Origin of the sequence: Marinobacter salarius (assembly GCF_032922745.1) — a bacterium.
GTDB lineage: Bacteria > Pseudomonadota > Gammaproteobacteria > Pseudomonadales > Oleiphilaceae > Marinobacter.
The window spans coordinates 1,257,091-1,273,300 of the sequence record NZ_CP136693.1; the positions used below are offsets into that span (position 1 = coordinate 1,257,091).

A 16,210-nucleotide genomic window follows, 5' to 3' on the forward strand; every position below is an offset into this window, starting at 1 on the left:
ATGCTTAGATTTAATAAATTAAAATTCATTTTATCAAAAAGAGATTTTTAAAAGAGTCTTAAATTCGAGCGTTATTGGATATACCTCCGGGGGACTCGCTTGGTTACTCCCGTGAATAGGTGGTAGGCGATGGTGTCACAGTGTGCAGCAACTTCATTGGCATTAAGTCTTTGGCCCCAAAACTCTACTTCACTACCTACGCCCGTCGCTGGGAGGTCGGTAAGATCAACAGTAAGCATGTCCATTGAGACTCTTCCTACCAGCTTTGTGCGCTGACCATTAACAAGTACAGGGGTCCCATCCACTGCTTGCCTGGGATATCCGTCGGCGTAGCCCATAGCCACGGTGCCAATCCTGGAAAGACGGTTTGCGATGAACCGTCCGCCGTAGCCAACTCCCTCGCCTTTATGGACCCAGCGTGTTGCAATAATTCGGCTTTTAAGACTCATGGCTGGTCGCAGCTTTTGGCTGTGCTCATTCCCCGCTTTTAAGGGAGAAGCGCCATAAATCATTATCCCTGGCCGCTGCCAGTGCTTTCTTGTTGATGGATGGTCTAGAAGCGCTGCAGAATTTGCGATGCTCAACTCGATCTCTCGACTTGTCAGAGTAATTGGTAGTTTTGAGAGTTGAGCTTCGACAGAAACCCGATCGCTTAGCTCGTGATCGGCATTCGCTAAATGAGTCATGACCACTACGCTTTGTACCTGCTTCAAGGCCTTTAGAGTCGCATAGGCTTGTGCGGCTTCCTTAGGGTTGAAACCAAGGCGATGCATTCCGGTATCAACTTTTAACCAAACCGGGATAGGTTTTGGCAACCGACTTTGGGCCAGAGTTCCCAGCTGTTGTTCATTATGAATAACTGTCCAGAAACCCTCTTTTACTATCACATCTAGTTCGGAATCTTCGAAGAAACCTTCCATCAGAAGGACTGGATGACGAATACCGGAAGCTCGAAGGACCATTGCTTCTTCTATAGATGCAACCGCAAAGACCTCCGTATCTTGAGACAGGGATTCTGCAACCTCAACGAGGCCATGGCCGTATGCATCAGCCTTAACGACCGCAACGGTTTTTCCGTGAGAACTCATCGATGCCGCCAAACGAAAATTTCCGCGGATGTTCTCTAGGTTTATTTCAGCGACTGCAGGCCTGGCCATGGAGATATCCCGTTTATTCAGTTGCTAGGATTGCCATTATTTCGATATCGGCATTCTTAGGAAGGCCTTTTACCGCGAAAGCAGCTCGGGCCGGATAGGGCTCAACGAAGTAATCAGACATTACCTCATTAACCTCTGGAAAATGCTTCATATCCGTCAGCAGGATGGTCATGTTCACAATGTCATTAAGTGTGCCTCCGGCGGCCTCAGCAACAGCCTTGAGGTTTTCAAACACCTGTACGGCCTGGGCGCGAAAGGATTCGGTCACAAGTTCCATAGTAATTGGATCTATGGGAATTTGGCCGGACAGGTAGACCGATTGGCCCAGCCGCACGCCCTGGGAATAAGGGCCGATGGCTTTCGGTGCGTTTGGTGAGTAAACAATATCTTTCTGCATGAGTACTGAGTCCTTATTGACTGGTATCGGTTACTTCAAAAATCGGTCAATAGATAAACCTTCGTTATCAATGTCCGGTGTCTTGTTGTTAATTACGTCCGCAACCAGGCGTGCAGAGCCTTGGGACATAGTCCAACCAAGTGTTCCATGTCCCGTGTTCATGAAGAGGTTTGAGATTGGCGTTTTGCCAATGACCGGCACGCTGTCTGGTGTCATAGGACGAAGGCCGCACCAAAACGTCGAATTCGTTAAGTCTCCAGCATTTGGAAACAAATCATTGACAACAAACTCGGCTGGTTTTCGGCGCTTATCTTTTAGGCTTAGGTCAAAATGGGCAATTTCTGCGGTGCCGCCTACCCGAATTCGATCTTCAAACCGAGTCACCGCGACTTTGAAAGCCTCGTCCATAACCGTCGATTGAGGAGCGCACGTCTCGTCTAGCAACGGCAAAGTCAGTGAATAACCTTTAATGGGGTAGATCGGTAATCTAAAGCCCAGTGGGTTAAGTAATAAAGGTGAGTAGCTCCCCAGGGCGACAACATAAGCATCCGCTTTTAGATAACCTTCGGATGTTTCGACACCAGTTATCTTTCCAGAAGAGGTTTCCAACGACTGAACTTCAGTGTTTAGCAAAAAACGGACGCCAGCTTTCAGGCAATGGTCAGCTAATCCTTTGGTGAATTTATTGCAATCACCCGTGCCATCCTTTGGAAAGCGCAACCCTCCAACAAATTTCTCCGAAACATTTGCAAGCGCTGGCTCGTGATGAATACAGGACTCCCGATTGAGCACCTCATGTTCTACTCCACCTTCCTTCAATGATTCCAAGTCAGCGCCGATGGAAACCATCTTTTCATCATCGCGAAACAGTTCAATTGTTCCTTTATTTCGATGGTCAAAATCCAGCGGCACTTCTTGTGTCAGCTCGTCTAGACAAATGCGGCTATATTCAGAAATTCTCAGCATTCGCCCTTTGTTAATTCGATATGCCTCCTCAGTGCATTGCCCCAACATTTGGAGCATCCAATTCGCAGTTCGGGCATTGATAGCGCTCGAACTAACAAGAATTGGAGCCATATCCTGCATCATCCATTTCAACGCCTTCAGCGGAATACCTGGTGCAGCCCATGGATTCGTATAACCGTAGGAGAGCATTCCTGCATTACCGAAGCTGGTTTCGTCGGCTACAGAAGGGTTGCGGTCAACTACGGTCACCTCATGGCCCGAATTGGAGAGGTACCATGCGGTCGAAACACCGGCCACGCCGCCACCCAATACAAGAATCTTCATGTTGCGAGACTCCATAAACTGATCGCAGAATTTTGTATTTGTGCTGTTTCGCGCGCTAAATAAGATGGCCCTACGCAATTCGAGGAGTGATTGGGGCCAGTGAATTGCACACGCAAAGGGCCTTTACCCACGGTTTTCGTAAACGAAGCAAATGATTTTGAGCAGAGATTTATTCGCCAATGAATTCGAGATCGTAGTTCCTCGTTCTTTGCCGAAATAAGGACCTGCAGATCACCGCAATTCTGAATTTCTCCGGGTTTTTTCATCATTCAATAACCCCCTTATTAACAAGTACCTCGATTTCCGTACTCGTTAAGCCAATGACGGATTGGAGAACGCTCTTGGTGTTTTGGCCGAGGGTTGGAGGAGCATCACGGTATGAAACAGGCGTTAATCCAAGCCTTAATGGATTCCCGACACCCGGAACTTTGCCCATTTTTTCGTGGACCATAGTAATTTGCATTTGGCGAGCCCGGACCTGCGGATCAGCAAACACTTCCTCTAATGAGTTCACTGGGCCGCAGGGCACGTTGACCTCTTCGAGCAATTCAAGCCATTCCCAAGTTTTCCTCTTTATTGTTTCCTGCCGGAGCAGCAGGATAAGCTCCTTTCTATTTGCTACTCTTGCGCGGTTTGTTGAAAATTTTGGATCATCAGGCCAGTCGGACCGACCCATAACCTCACACATGCGGCGGAACTGGCTGTCGTTTCCAACAGTAACCACGATGTCTCCGTCTGCAGTCGGAAAATCCTGATAAGGAACGATATTCGGGTGGGCGTTACCCATTCTTTCGGGAGATTTTCCGGTGGTGAGATAGTTCATTGCCTGATTCGCCAGGCTGGCGACCTGAACGTCCAGCAACGCTGTTTCAACATGCTGACCTTCGCCAGTGCGATCGCGATGATTCAACGCGGACAGGACACCTATACATGCGTATAGTCCAGTCATGATGTCGGTGAGGGCCACACCTACTTTGATAGGGCCAGCACCAGGTTCATCGTCACCGCGCCCAGTAAGGCTCATAAGGCCGCCCATCGCTTGAATCAGAAAGTCATATCCTGATCTTTTGGCATAGGGCCCGGTCTGACCAAAACCAGTCACCGAACAATAAACGAGAGCGGGATTAATAGCAGCGAGGCTCTCGTAGTCGAGACCGTAGCGCTTCAAACCTTCGACTTTAAAATTCTCAATCACGACGTCGCATTTGGCGGCTAGTTCTCGAACGAGCTTTTGACCCTCAGGATGGGAAATGTCGACAGCCAAAGACTTCTTATTCCGGTTAGCTGTCAGATAATATGCGGACATGTCTGTTTCACCATCTTCAGATTTGAGGTAAGGTGGCCCCCAAGACCGCGTGTCGTCTCCTTTACCGGGTCTCTCGATCTTTATGACATCGGCTCCAAAGTCTCCTAAAATCTGGCTCGCCCATGGGCCAGCCAGAACTCGGGACAGGTCCAGTACTCGGATGTGGGAAAGTGCCCCGACCATGGTTTCTCCTTACGAAGTGAATGCCTGGATGCCGGTCTGTGCTCGACCGAGAATGAGGGCATGAATGTCGTGAGTACCCTCATAGGTATTCACCGCTTCCAGGTTCACCATGTGCCGAATAACGCCAAATTCGTCCGAAATACCGTTTCCGCCAAGCATGTCTCTGGCCGCCCGTGCTACTTCAAGGGCTTTACCGCAGGAATTCCGTTTCACAAGCGATGTAATTTCGTTCGGCGCATTCCCGCTATCCTTCATACGACCCAAGCGAAGACAGCCCTGCAGTCCCAGAGTGATTTCCGTCTGCATATCTGCGAGTTTTTTCTGGATCAACTGATTGGCAGCCAGAGGACGACCGAACTGTTTGCGATCCAGAGTATATTGGCGTGCAGCATGCCAGCAGAATTCGGCGGCGCCGAGAGCTCCCCAAGCTATTCCATACCTAGCGGAGTTGAGACAGGTAAATGGCCCCTTCAAACCGGTGACGCCGGGCAGTAGGTTCTCCTCTGGAACAAACACTTGGTCCATCACAATTTCCCCTGTGATAGACGCTCTTAACGCAACTTTTCCGTGAATAGCCGGCGCGCTCAGGCCTTCCATGCCTTTTTCCAGGATAAATCCTCGGATCAAACCGTCCTCGGTTTTCGCCCAGACTACAAATAAGTCGGCAATAGGGCTGTTCGTGATCCAGGTTTTGCTACCTGAAAGTGCATAGCCCCCATTCACTTTCCTTGCACGGGTGGCCATGCTTCCAGGATCTGAACCATGATCAGGCTCAGTCAACCCGAAGCATCCAATTAGCTCACCGCGAGCCAATTTCGGAAGGTATTTCTGCTTCTGCTCTTCGGTACCAAACTCGTTAATCGGCACCATGACCAGTGATGATTGCACGCTCATCATTGACCTGTAGCCAGAATCGACACTCTCAACTTCTCTCGCAATCAGCCCGTATGCAACATAGTTAAGGCCCGCACCGCCATAGGTCTCAGGAATTGTTACGCCAAGCAACCCGAGCTCACCCATCTCTCGAAAAATTTCCGGATCTGTTTTTTCGTGCCTAAAGGCTTCCAAAACCCGCGGCGAGAGCTGGTTTTGACAGTACTGGTTTGCTGTACGGCGAATCATTCGCTCTTCTTCACTCAACTGGTCATCGAGCAAAAGCGGGCTAGCCCAATCGAATCCTGCGCTGTTTTTGGTCATGGTTTTCCCCGATAATCTTCTAGGCACGGCACTAAATTGATAAAAATGCACATCTGGATGGTTAAAAATCATTCTAGGAGCTGTATGAAGCGATATACAAACGATATATTTGCACTCTTTTGTGATATTTCCGCACTATAGGGAATGTCATTAATCCCGATGAGGCTGAGATGAAACGAAAAATCCCGAGCACTGTTGCTCTTACTGGATTCGAGTGTGCTGCGCGACATCAAAGTTTTACCAAAGCAGCAGAAGAGTTATCGCTAACCCAAAGTGCTGTTCATAGGCAAATTGCAGGGCTCGAAGAGCTTTTGGGGGTCAAGCTATTTAAGAGAAGCAGGCAAGGGGTTCGTTTGACTGATGCTGGCGTTAACTACTATAAGCGGATCACGGTCAGGTTAGATGAGCTTGAGCGGGATACCTTAGATCTGATGGGCGATCACAGAGCCGATAATTCGATCGAACTTGCAGTTGTGCCAACATTCGGCGCTCGTTGGCTCATGCCGCGCTTTCAGAGCTTTCGTAAAGAGCAGCCTAACATCACCGTGAATCTAACGAACCGCACCCGACCGTTTTTATTTGCCGACACTCAGTTTGATGCTGCTATTTATTTTGGTGACGGTGACTGGCCAGGAACTGAAACCTATCATCTCATGCATGAGAATCCGACACCGGTTTGTAGTCCCGAGCTTATTAAGCCCTCGAAAACTCTGACTGTTGAAGATATTTCGAAGTACACTTTGCTTCAGCAAACAACTAGGCCATATGCGTGGAGAGAATGGTTCCTGAAAGCTGGCCTTAAGGTGGAGAGAGATCTCGCTGGGCCGAGATATGAACTATTCACCATGCTTGCTCAAGCAGCGATTCATCATATGGGTATTGCCCTCATTCCTCCATTTCTTATTCGTGAAGAATTGGAGTCTGAAAAGCTTGTAATGCCAATCCAGCATAGCTTTGAGAGTAAGTGGTCTTATCATTTTGTTCTCCCGAATAAAAATAGTGAAAATGCCCCAGTCTGCAAATTTCGGGACTGGTTAATAAAGGAAGTTAGGAGTTATAAAATAGGTGCTTCCTAGAAATTTCAGAAGGAGGAATAAAGCAAACAGGCATAGGATGCCGAGCGTCGCTCGATACTTTGGCAAAGGGAGAAGAATGCAGTTGCGAAACTTGAGCATTCGAGTGGACAGTGGACCGGTATCGCTATTGATAAGAGCTACCGCAAATAAATGGACGGCAGTCCATTGGCCCCGTTTTGCTTTTCCGTGACTTTCCCGAACCTCAGCATGTTCGTAACGAAGGTTCGCTTTTGTTTAAAAGCGGACCTACTGGGCGTCTCCAAACTAGGCCGGAAACCGCCCCCGGGTTTGATTGGCAATTCGAACGAGAACCAGCATCAACGGAACCTCAACCAGAACGCCAACCACCGTCGCCAGCGCCGCTCCCGATTGCAGACCGAACAGTGCAATGGCTGCTGCGACTGCCAACTCGAAAAAGTTGCTGGCGCCAATCATGGCCCCGGGCGCAGCGATGCAGTGACGGACGTTCCAGAGCCGTGCCCAGCCGTAAGCCAGGAAGAAAATCAGGAAAGTCTGCACAATCAGCGGCACGGCAATCAGCACGATATGCAGCGGGTTGTTCAGGATAACTTCGCCCTGGAACGCAAACAGCAGTACCAGGGTAACGATCAGCGCTGCCGGGGTGACCGGCCCCAGGCGTTTCATGAACACCCCGTCGTACCAGCCTTGCCCGCGCTTTGCGATCAGGGCGCGGCGAGTAAGGTAGCCGGCGGTCAGGGGAATGACAATGTACAGCACCACGGAGAGGATAACCGTGTTCCAGGGTACCTGAATGTCGGAAATGCCCAGCAGGAACACCACAACGGGCGCGAAGGCGAAGAGCATGATGATGTCGTTCAGGGACACCTGCACCAGGGTATAGGCGGCATCGCCTTTGGTGAGATAGCTCCAGACAAACACCATGGCGGTGCAAGGCGCTGCGCCCAGGAGGATTGCGCCGGCCAGGTACTCACTTGCCAACCCGGGGGCGATCAGCGGCTCGAACACCACCATCAGGAAAAACCAGGCGATAGCGAACATGGTGAACGGCTTGATCAGCCAGTTCACAATGGTGGTGATGGCCAGGCCTTTTGGCTCCTTGCGCACGCCCACCACTGCGCTGAAATCGATCTGGGCCATCATTGGGAAGATCATGGCCCAGATCAGAATGGCAATAGGGATCGACACCTGAGCGTATTCGAATCGGGACAGGGTTTCGGGAACCGTAGGTGCCAGTTGCCCAAGGGTCACGCCAGCGATGATCGCCAGCGCCACCCAGACCGACAGGTACTTCCCGAACAGATCCATGCCTCCGCCGGAGTCTTCGGTTGTGGTTTCTGCGTTGCTACTCATGACTTCTCTCTTACATGGACCGTTGATTGACGCGTTTTGAGGCTTCAGCGGCGCTTTCCACCCGCTCGGAATAGCGGTCCGTCAGAAAGCCGCTGCGGTCCCGTATCAGCAGGGTGAATTTCACCAGCTCCTCCATGACATCCACGATGCGGTTGTAATAGGGCGAGGGCTTCATACGGCTATTGTCGTCAAATTCCATGAACGCCTTGGGTACCGACGACTGGTTGGGAATTGTCACCATCCGCATCCAGCGCCCCAACACCCGCAACTGATTCACCGCATTGAACGACTGGGAACCACCACACACCTGCATCACCGCCAGGGTCTTGCCCTGGGTAGGGCGTACGCCGCCGATGGATAGGGGAATCCAGTCGATTTGGGTTTTCATAATGCCAGTCATAGCGCCGTGGCGTTCCGGCGAGCACCACACCATGCCTTCCGACCACTGGGCCAGTTCCCGCAATTCCTGAACTTTTGGGTGCGAGGCGTCTTCAGCATCGGCAAGGGGTAGACCGCGGGGGTCGAATACGCGGGTTTCCGAACCCATGGCCTCCAGCAGCCGGGCAGCTTCCTCAACAGCTAACCGGCTGAATGACCGCTCCCGCAGTGAGCCGTACAGCAACAGTATCCTTGGACGATGTGAAGAAGGCGGAGTTGCAAAAACCTGTTCCTCAGTTGGTTTGCGGAACTGGTCAGGGTCGATATTGGGGAGGTCACGGGTGCTCATTGTAATGAAAGGGTCCTTTACTCGTTAAAATCTTCCGGATATTATGCAATAAAATAGATATGCATGAAAACGAATATATGGGAATTTGCATATGAAACGCCGCGTTTTGTTCGTCTGTACCGCCAATAGTGCCCGGTCATTGATGGCGGAAGCCTTGCTAAGGGAACTGGCCGGTGACCAGTTTGAAGTGGCGAGTGCCGGAACCGAGCCTGACAAACCCCATCCGATGGCGCTGCAGGTGCTCTCAGAGTCGGGCTTTTCCGTCGATGGTTTGCAGAGTAAATCGCTGGCAGGCGTTGAAAGTGAGCATTGGGATTATGTGATTACCCTTTGTGAAAAAGCTGCCAACGAGTGTGGCAACGTCTGTCAGCCCGCCCAGCAAATCGCCTGGGACTTCCCGGACCCGGTGCCAAGCGGGCGCCATGCCACCTTCGCACTGACCCTCAAGGAAATCCGCGAGCGCATTGGCCTGTTTACTTTGGTACACAGAAAAGAAACCGGTATGAAGCCGGTGAGCTTTAACCCGGTAACGGTGTTCAAGGCGTTGGGTGACGAGCTTCGCCTGGCTGCGCTGATGCTGGTTCGGCAGGAAACGAAACTGTGTGTGTGTGAACTCACCGCCGCCCTCGATATTTCCCAGCCCAAGGCCAGCCGGCACCTGGCCACCCTGCGGGAGGCGGGCCTGCTGGATGCAGAGCGTCAGGGGCAATGGATGTACTATTCGCTGAATCCCCGGATGCCCCAGTGGCTGTCGCGGGTTCTGGATGAAACTGCCGATAGCAATCCCGCCCTGATCACTGAGGAACTCGAGCGCCTTTCTGTCATGCCAGACAGGCCGGTTGTGCGGTGTATTTAATGGATAACGCTTTCTGGAGCACATCATGAGCAAGATCAAAGTCGGAATAAATGGATTCGGTCGAATCGGTCGCCTGGCCCTGCGGGCAGCGTGGCAGTGGCCGGAGATGGAATTCGTAGCGATCAACGATCCGGGCGCCGATGCCGAGACGCTGGCACATCTGCTGAACTTCGACAGTATTCATGGCCGCTGGGACCACGAAGTGGGTGTGGACGGCGACAGTATCGTTATCGAGGGTAAATCGGTTCGCGTCACCCGCAATAAAACCATTGGGGAGACCGACTGGTCCGGCTGCGATCTGGTGATTGAAGCCAGCGGCAAAATGAAAAAGGTGGACGTGCTCCAGGCGTATCTCGATCAGGGCGTCAAGCGCGTGGTGGTGACCGCTCCGGTGAAAGAGGCTGGGGCCAAAAACATTGTGGTGGGCGTGAACGACGGCATTTTTGATCCGGCCAATGACCGCATTGTCACTGCTGCTTCCTGCACCACCAACTGCCTGGCGCCGGTGGTGAAGGTCATCCACGAGAAGCTGGGTATCAAGCATGGTTCCATCACGACGATCCATAGCCTGACCAACACTCAAACCATCATCGATGCGCCCCATAAGGACCTGCGGCGGGCCCGCGCCTGTGGCAGTTCACTGATTCCGACCAGCACCGGTTCCGCCACCGCGATTATCGAAATTTTTCCGGAGCTGAAGGGCCGTTTGGATGGCCATGCCGTGCGGGTGCCATTGACGAATGCCTCGCTGACCGACTGCGTATTCGAGGTGGAAACACCCACGGATCGCGATACCGTAAATCAGTTGTTAAAAGAGGCTGCTGAGGGCGATCTGAAAAACATTCTGGGCTACGAAGAGCGCCCGCTGGTGTCCATCGATTACCAAACCGACCCTCGCTCCTCCATTATTGATGCCCTCTCCACCATGGTGGTGAATGGTACCCAGGTGAAAATCTACGCCTGGTACGACAACGAATGGGGCTACGCCAACCGCACCGCAGAACTGGCGCGCCGGGTAGGTTCCGTCTGATATGACTGCTGCCATCCGACAGTACCTGGTCATCACCGGTAATTACTGGGCCTTCACCCTGACGGACGGGGCCTTGCGGATGCTGGTGGTGTTGCATTTCCATCAGCTCGGCTATTCACCGCTGGAAATTGCCCTGCTGTTCATTTTCTACGAGTTCTTCGGGGTGGTGACCAACCTGGTGGGTGGCTATTTGGGCGCTCGCATGGGGCTGAACCGCACCATGAATATCGGGCTGTTCCTTCAGATTGCCGCTCTTGCCATGCTGGCGGTGCCGGCGGCCATGCTGACGGTGCCTTGGGTGATGGCGGCGCAGGCCATCTCCGGTATCGCCAAAGACCTGAACAAGATGTCCGCCAAGAGCGGCATTAAGCTTCTGGTGCCAGATGAGCAGCAGGGCACTCTGTACAAATGGGTGGCCATCCTCACTGGATCGAAGAACACACTGAAGGGCGTGGGCTTTTTCCTCGGTGGTGTGCTGCTGATGGCTGCCGGGTTCCAGGGCGCGGTCGTTGTCATGGCGGTGGCCCTGAGTGTGGTGTGGCTGGCCAGCCTTTTCCTGTTGGGGCAGGACTTGGGCAAGAGCAAGGCAAAGCCGAAGTTTCGCGAAATTCTGTCCAAGAGCCGGGCCATCAACGTGCTGTCTGCTGCTCGAATGTTTCTGTTTGGCGCCCGGGATGTGTGGTTTGTAGTGGCTCTGCCGGTTTATCTGCACACCGTGTTTGGCTGGGATTTCTGGAAAGTGGGTGGCTTCATGGCCACCTGGGTGATTGGCTACGGCTTTATCCAGACCCTTGCGCCGCGTATTACCGGGAATATGGAAGGCCGGCAGCCCGCCATGATTTGGGCGGCGGCATTAGCGTTAATGCCAGCCGGTATTGCGGTTGGTCTTATGGTGGGCTGGTCGCCCCAGTTCGTGGTGATCGGCGGCCTGCTGCTATTCGGGGTACTGTTTGCCATCAACTCGTCGCTGCACAGTTACCTGATTGTCAGCTATGCGCGAGGGGATGGTGTCTCGCTGGATGTGGGTTTCTATTATATGTCGAATGCCGCCGGCCGCTTGCTGGGAACGATCCTGTCCGGCTGGGTTTATCAGGCCTACGGGCTGCAAGCCTGTTTGTGGATATCCGCGGGTCTGGTGGCAGCAGCGGCGATACTCTCGATGTTCTTACCGGAGAAGCGACCAGTTCCTGCCACCTGATCAGGTGGCCTGGTCGGGAACTTCCCGGATGCGGCCATGCTCGTCGATGGCAACATAAATGAAGAGACCTTCGGTTACCTTGCGCGGGGCCTTGGCGGTGCGGTCCAGGGTCCAGACTTCAATGTTGATTTTCATCGAGCTGCGCCCCACTTCCACCAACTCACCGTAACAGCCAACCTGGGATCCCACCCGCAACGGCGAAAGAAACTCCATCCTGTCCATGGCCACAGTGGCGTTGCGGCCCTGTGAAATTCGCCCCGCGAGCGTTGCCGCAGCAATGTCCATCTGTTTAACCAGCCAGCCGGCGAACACATCGCCGTTGGGGTTGGTGTCCGAGGGAAGGGGGATTACCTGGATTACCAGTTCGCCCCGGGGCGTGGGTTTGTCGTCATCAAGCGCCGTCATGGATTCAACCTTATCAGTTCGGAATTGTTTTAGTACCCCGCATGTTAGCGGCCTGCGCCGCGTCTGCAAGAAAAATTGAACGTCCTGTTCTATATTTCAGTGGCTGTAACAAAGTTGTCATAGAGTGCCTTTATTGTTCACACATCGGTGAAGCAAACCCGTAAATAAAGTCAACGTGACAAATGGAGACTCAACGTGATCAAACTTAGAACAGCCCTTTCAACTGTGGCACTGGCCGGTAGCATCGCCGCCGTGTCGACTCCTGCCATGGCGCGCGACACCATCAGCATCGTCGGTTCCTCTACTGTTTATCCGTTCGCGACGGTTGTGGCTGAGCGCTTTGGTTCTTCAACTGACTTCCCGACTCCGAAGCTTGAGTCAACCGGTTCTGGTGGCGGCCTGAAGTTGTTCTGCGCCGGTATCGGCACCCAGCATCCGGACATCACCAATGCGTCACGTCGCATGAAGACGTCTGAGTACGATCTTTGCCAGAAAAACGGTGTAAAAGACATCACCGAATTCCGCATCGGTTCTGACGGCATCGTGATTGCCAGCTCGCAGAAAGCCGATAACCTGGACATCACCCTTGAGCAGCTTTTCCTGGCCCTGGGCAAGCAGGTTCCTTCACCGGACGATGAGACCAAGCTGGTTGATAACCCCTACGAAAAGTGGAGCGACATTGACTCCAGCCTGCCAAACGTTGCCATTCGTGTGATGGGACCGCCTCCCACCTCCGGTACCCGTGATTCTTTCAACGAGCTGGCCCTGCAGGGCGGCTGTGAAGATCTGCCAGCGGTTGCCGACATGAGCGAAGACGACATGGAAGGCGTGTGTCAGAGCGTTCGTGAAGATGGCGCGTTCATCGAAGCCGGCGAGAACGATAACCTGATCGTTCAGAAGTTGATCGACGACAAAGGCCTTTACGGTGTGTTCGGTTACAGCTTCCTGGAAGAGAACGCTGACCGTCTGCAGGCTGCGACGCTGAACGGCAAGGTACCGACGGCTGAAGCCATTGCGGCAGACGAATACCCGGTTGCCCGTTCACTGTTCTTCTACGTCAAGAAAGCCCACGTTGGTGTGGTTCCGGGCATCGCGGAATACGCCGAGTTCTTTGCGAGCCCGAGCGCCATGGGCAAGAATGGCTACCTGAAGGACGTTGGCCTGATCGTTCCTCCGCGCGACGCGCTGATGAAGCTGCAGGACAAGGCATCTGACATGCCTAACCTGGCCAAGGAAGAACTGATGTAAGCCAGTCGACACCGTGTTGACTGACAAGGGTGCGGGTCTTTGAAAGGCTCGCGCCCTTTTGCACGTCTGGAAAGCGGCATGTGCGTCCTGTTTTCCGAATGATTACACTTGTGGTCCTTTTTAGCTTGTTACGGGAATTTTCATGCAACCGGCCAATCTGCTTTTACTGACCATCGTGCTGTCGATGGTTGCCTACGGCTTGGGCTATGCCCGATCGCGGTCACTGGCGATGCCGATGGGGGGCATTCGTCATCTCAAGTCCCTGCCCTTTTATTACGGGGCACGAGCGGCTTTGTGGTGCGGCATTCCCGCGCTGCTGGTGCTTGGGCTCTGGGCAGCGTTCCAGGGAAAAGTTATCCAGACCCTGGTTATTGGCTCCCTGCCACAGGAAATGTTGCCGGCGTCCGAGGGCGAGGCGAGTCTTCTGTTGAGCAAGATCAGCAACGTGGCCAGTGGTAGCCTGCCTCCGGGGTTTGCGGAAGCACCCATTGTTGAAGCTGCAGAGCGACTGAAGGCGCTGAGGGAACAGAGCCGGATGTTCATGACCACCCTGGTGGTGTCCGTCTCTGTGCTGGCGGGATTTTTGGGCTGGCTCCGGGTTCGCCCGGCACTGAACGCCCGGACACAAGTGGAGTCGATCCTGAAGTGGCTGTTTTTCGCCTGTGCCGCGCTGGCGATTCTGACCACCATCGGAATTATTTTCTCCGTGGCGTTTGAAACCTTCCGGTTCTTTCAGAAGATTCCGTTCACCGAGTTTATCTTCGGCTCCCAGTGGAGCCCGCAAACCGCATTACGAGCAGATCAGGTGGCAGCCCAGGGCGCCTTTGGCATGATCCCGCTGTTCACCGGCACGCTGCTGATTTCGGCGATTGCGATGCTGGTTGCGGTGCCGGTGGGATTGCTGTCGGCGATTTACCTCTCGGAGTACGCCAACAAGAAAGTACGCGGTGTGGTCAAGCCATTGCTTGAGATGCTGGCGGGTATCCCGACGGTGGTCTACGGCTTCTTTGCAGCACTTACCGTCGCGCCGTTCATCAGTAACTTCGCGGCCTCTCTGGGTATCGATGCGTCGTCCCAGAGTGCGCTCGCCGCTGGCGGGGTCATGGGCATCATGATCATTCCGTTTGTGTCTTCACTGTCGGACGACGTCATCAACGCGGTACCGCAAACCCTGCGTGACGGCTCCCTGGCTTTGGGCGCTACCCAGTCGGAAACCATGAAGAAGGTGATTTTCCCGGCGGCACTGCCGGGCATTATGGGCGGGGTGCTGCTGGCGGTCTCCCGGGCCATTGGTGAAACCATGATCGTGGTCATGGCCGCGGGCCTCGCAGCGAATCTGACGGCCAATCCGCTGGAAACCGTCACTACGGTTACCGTACAGATTGTCACCCTGCTGACCGGCGACCAGGAATTCGACAGCGCCAAGACCCTGGCGGCCTTCGCCCTCGGCGCGATGCTCTTCCTCGCTACCCTGTTGCTGAATGTGGTGGCCCTGAAAATCGTTCGCAAATATCGGGAACAGTATGACTGATCAACGTTCACAGGCGGAGCTCGTCCGCCAGTCACTCAAACGGCGTTACCGCAAGGAGCGCCGGTTCCGGGCCTACGGCATACTGGCGATTGCGATTGCGCTTTCCGCCCTGGTGGTGCTGTTCGTCGACATTATTGGTAAAGGCTACACCGGCTTCACCAAAACCACGATCACCATGGAAGTCGAGCTCGATGGTGAAATGATGTACCTGGACGACGCCACGGACAAAAAGCAGATCAAGATGGCTGATTTTGTGGAGCCATTGGTGCAGGCGATGATCAAACAGGTGCCTGGTGCAACGGAAGAGAACAGGGATGCTGTCCGTGATCTGCTTAACCCCTACGCGTCCAATGAGCTGCGTGACATGCTCGAGCAGAACCCCGAGTGGCTTGGAACCACCCAAACACTGACTGTTCTGGCTCACACCGACGTGGATGTCTACGTGAAGCATGCAGGTGACGACGCCTATTCGATCAAGCTCAGTGACCGGCAACAGCGCTGGGTGGATCAGCTGGTGGAAAATGAGGTTGTGCAGACGTCCTTCAACGATGTGTTCTTCAGCAGCGGCGATTCCCGTGATCCGTCCCGCGCCGGTATTCTTGGGGCGATCGTCGGGTCTTTGCTGACCATGCTGGTGACACTGGTGCTCTCGTTCCCCATCGGGGTTGCGGCTGCCATTTACCTGGAAGAGTTTGCACCCCAGAACAGGCTCACGGATTTCATTGAAGTGAACATCAATAACCTGGCTGCGGTGCCGTCGATTATCTTCGGTTTGCTGGGCCTGGCGGTGTTCATCAACCTGTTCGGTATGCCTAGATCGGTGCCGGTGGTGGGCGGTCTCGTACTGACGCTGATGACCCTGCCAACCATCATCATTTCCAGCCGGGCGGCCATTAAAAGCGTACCGCCGTCAATCCGGGAGGCTGCCGAAGGTATTGGTGCCTCCAAAATGCAGGTGGTGTTACACCATGTATTGCCGCTGGCCATGCCGGGAATGCTGACCGGTTCCATTATCGGCATGGCGCAGGCACTGGGCGAGACCGCCCCCCTGTTGCTGATCGGGATGGTGGCGTTCATCGTTGATGTTCCGGACGGCTTTTTCGATTCGGCGACGGTACTCCCGGTTCAGGTCTTCCTGTGGGCGGGCAGCCCGGAGCTCGCCTTTATAGAACGTGCGTCAGCAGCCATCATGGTATTGCTGGCATTCCTGGTTAGCATGAACGCACTGGCCATTTGGCTTCGCAAGCGCCTTGAGCGTCGGTGGTAAGGAGATAAGC

General features: G+C 53.7%; 15 protein-coding genes. 7 read left to right on the top strand and 8 right to left on the bottom strand.

Annotated elements, in window-relative coordinates; genetic code table 11:
- Nucleotides 1-71: 71 nt before the first annotated feature.
- From alr to R1T46_RS05740, 5 genes are all read right to left on the bottom strand, one after another.
- Nucleotides 72-1,157: an alanine racemase gene (gene alr, locus R1T46_RS05720; protein ID WP_317307635.1), complete on the bottom strand. Its 1,086-nt coding sequence runs from the start codon at nt 1,155-1,157 to the stop codon at nt 72-74.
- Nucleotides 1,158-1,170: 13 nt separating this feature from the next.
- Entirely contained in the window at nt 1,171-1,554 is a 384-nt protein-coding gene (locus R1T46_RS05725) for a RidA family protein (protein WP_317307636.1), read from the bottom strand.
- A 30-nt stretch (nt 1,555-1,584) separates the two neighbouring features.
- Complete coding sequence (locus R1T46_RS05730) at nt 1,585-2,844, bottom strand: D-amino acid dehydrogenase (RefSeq protein WP_317307637.1); 1,260 nt, start codon at nt 2,842-2,844, stop codon at nt 1,585-1,587.
- A gap of 265 nt (nt 2,845-3,109) precedes the next feature.
- The gene (locus R1T46_RS05735) at nt 3,110-4,333 is read right to left on the bottom strand and encodes a CaiB/BaiF CoA-transferase family protein (protein WP_317307638.1); all 1,224 of its coding nucleotides are present in this window, start codon (nt 4,331-4,333) and stop codon (nt 3,110-3,112) included.
- Between the two features lie 9 nt (nt 4,334-4,342).
- Nucleotides 4,343-5,530, bottom strand: a complete 1,188-nt coding sequence (locus R1T46_RS05740) for an acyl-CoA dehydrogenase (RefSeq protein ID WP_317307639.1) — start codon at nt 5,528-5,530, stop codon at nt 4,343-4,345.
- Between the two features lie 170 nt (nt 5,531-5,700).
- Here R1T46_RS05740 and R1T46_RS05745 point away from each other — a divergent pair, with 170 nt between their 5' ends.
- Nucleotides 5,701-6,606: a LysR family transcriptional regulator gene (locus R1T46_RS05745; protein ID WP_317307640.1), complete on the top strand. Its 906-nt coding sequence runs from the start codon at nt 5,701-5,703 to the stop codon at nt 6,604-6,606.
- A gap of 264 nt (nt 6,607-6,870) precedes the next feature.
- Here the strand turns inward: R1T46_RS05745 and arsB are convergent, their stop codons facing one another.
- A complete protein-coding gene (arsB, locus tag R1T46_RS05750; RefSeq protein WP_036210679.1) occupies nt 6,871-7,938 on the bottom strand; it encodes an ACR3 family arsenite efflux transporter in 1,068 nt (355 codons plus the stop codon).
- Between the two features lie 10 nt (nt 7,939-7,948).
- Entirely contained in the window at nt 7,949-8,665 is a 717-nt protein-coding gene (gene arsH / locus R1T46_RS05755) for an arsenical resistance protein ArsH (protein ID WP_036210682.1), read from the bottom strand.
- 91 nt (nt 8,666-8,756) lie between these two features.
- Here arsH and R1T46_RS05760 point away from each other — a divergent pair, with 91 nt between their 5' ends.
- Genes R1T46_RS05760 through arsJ form a run of 3 tightly spaced genes read left to right on the top strand, consistent with a single transcriptional unit; the run spans nt 8,757 to nt 11,749 of the window.
- Nucleotides 8,757-9,521 carry a metalloregulator ArsR/SmtB family transcription factor gene (locus R1T46_RS05760; protein ID WP_036210685.1) on the top strand — a complete coding sequence of 255 codons (765 nt, stop codon included), beginning with the start codon at nt 8,757-8,759 and terminating at the stop codon, nt 9,519-9,521.
- 25 nt (nt 9,522-9,546) lie between these two features.
- Nucleotides 9,547-10,551: an ArsJ-associated glyceraldehyde-3-phosphate dehydrogenase gene (locus R1T46_RS05765; protein WP_036210688.1), complete on the top strand. Its 1,005-nt coding sequence runs from the start codon at nt 9,547-9,549 to the stop codon at nt 10,549-10,551.
- A 1-nt stretch (nt 10,552) separates the two neighbouring features.
- Complete coding sequence (gene arsJ / locus R1T46_RS05770; protein ID WP_317307641.1) at nt 10,553-11,749, top strand: organoarsenical effux MFS transporter ArsJ; 1,197 nt, start codon at nt 10,553-10,555, stop codon at nt 11,747-11,749.
- Here the strand turns inward: arsJ and R1T46_RS05775 are convergent, their stop codons facing one another.
- Complete coding sequence (locus R1T46_RS05775; protein WP_036210694.1) at nt 11,750-12,154, bottom strand: acyl-CoA thioesterase; 405 nt, start codon at nt 12,152-12,154, stop codon at nt 11,750-11,752.
- 195 nt (nt 12,155-12,349) lie between these two features.
- On the opposite strand from R1T46_RS05775, the gene R1T46_RS05780 reads away from it, so the two are divergent.
- From R1T46_RS05780 to pstA, 3 genes are all read left to right on the top strand, one after another.
- Nucleotides 12,350-13,402 carry a substrate-binding domain-containing protein gene (locus R1T46_RS05780; protein ID WP_036210697.1) on the top strand — a complete coding sequence of 351 codons (1,053 nt, stop codon included), beginning with the start codon at nt 12,350-12,352 and terminating at the stop codon, nt 13,400-13,402.
- Between the two features lie 142 nt (nt 13,403-13,544).
- Nucleotides 13,545-14,933, top strand: coding sequence for a phosphate ABC transporter permease subunit PstC (gene pstC / locus R1T46_RS05785; RefSeq protein ID WP_036210700.1), 1,389 nt, complete (start codon nt 13,545-13,547; stop codon nt 14,931-14,933).
- Complete coding sequence (pstA, locus tag R1T46_RS05790) at nt 14,926-16,200, top strand: phosphate ABC transporter permease PstA (RefSeq protein ID WP_036210703.1); 1,275 nt, start codon at nt 14,926-14,928, stop codon at nt 16,198-16,200. Before pstC ends, pstA begins: the two co-directional genes overlap by 8 nt.
- Nucleotides 16,201-16,210 lie beyond the last annotated feature (10 nt).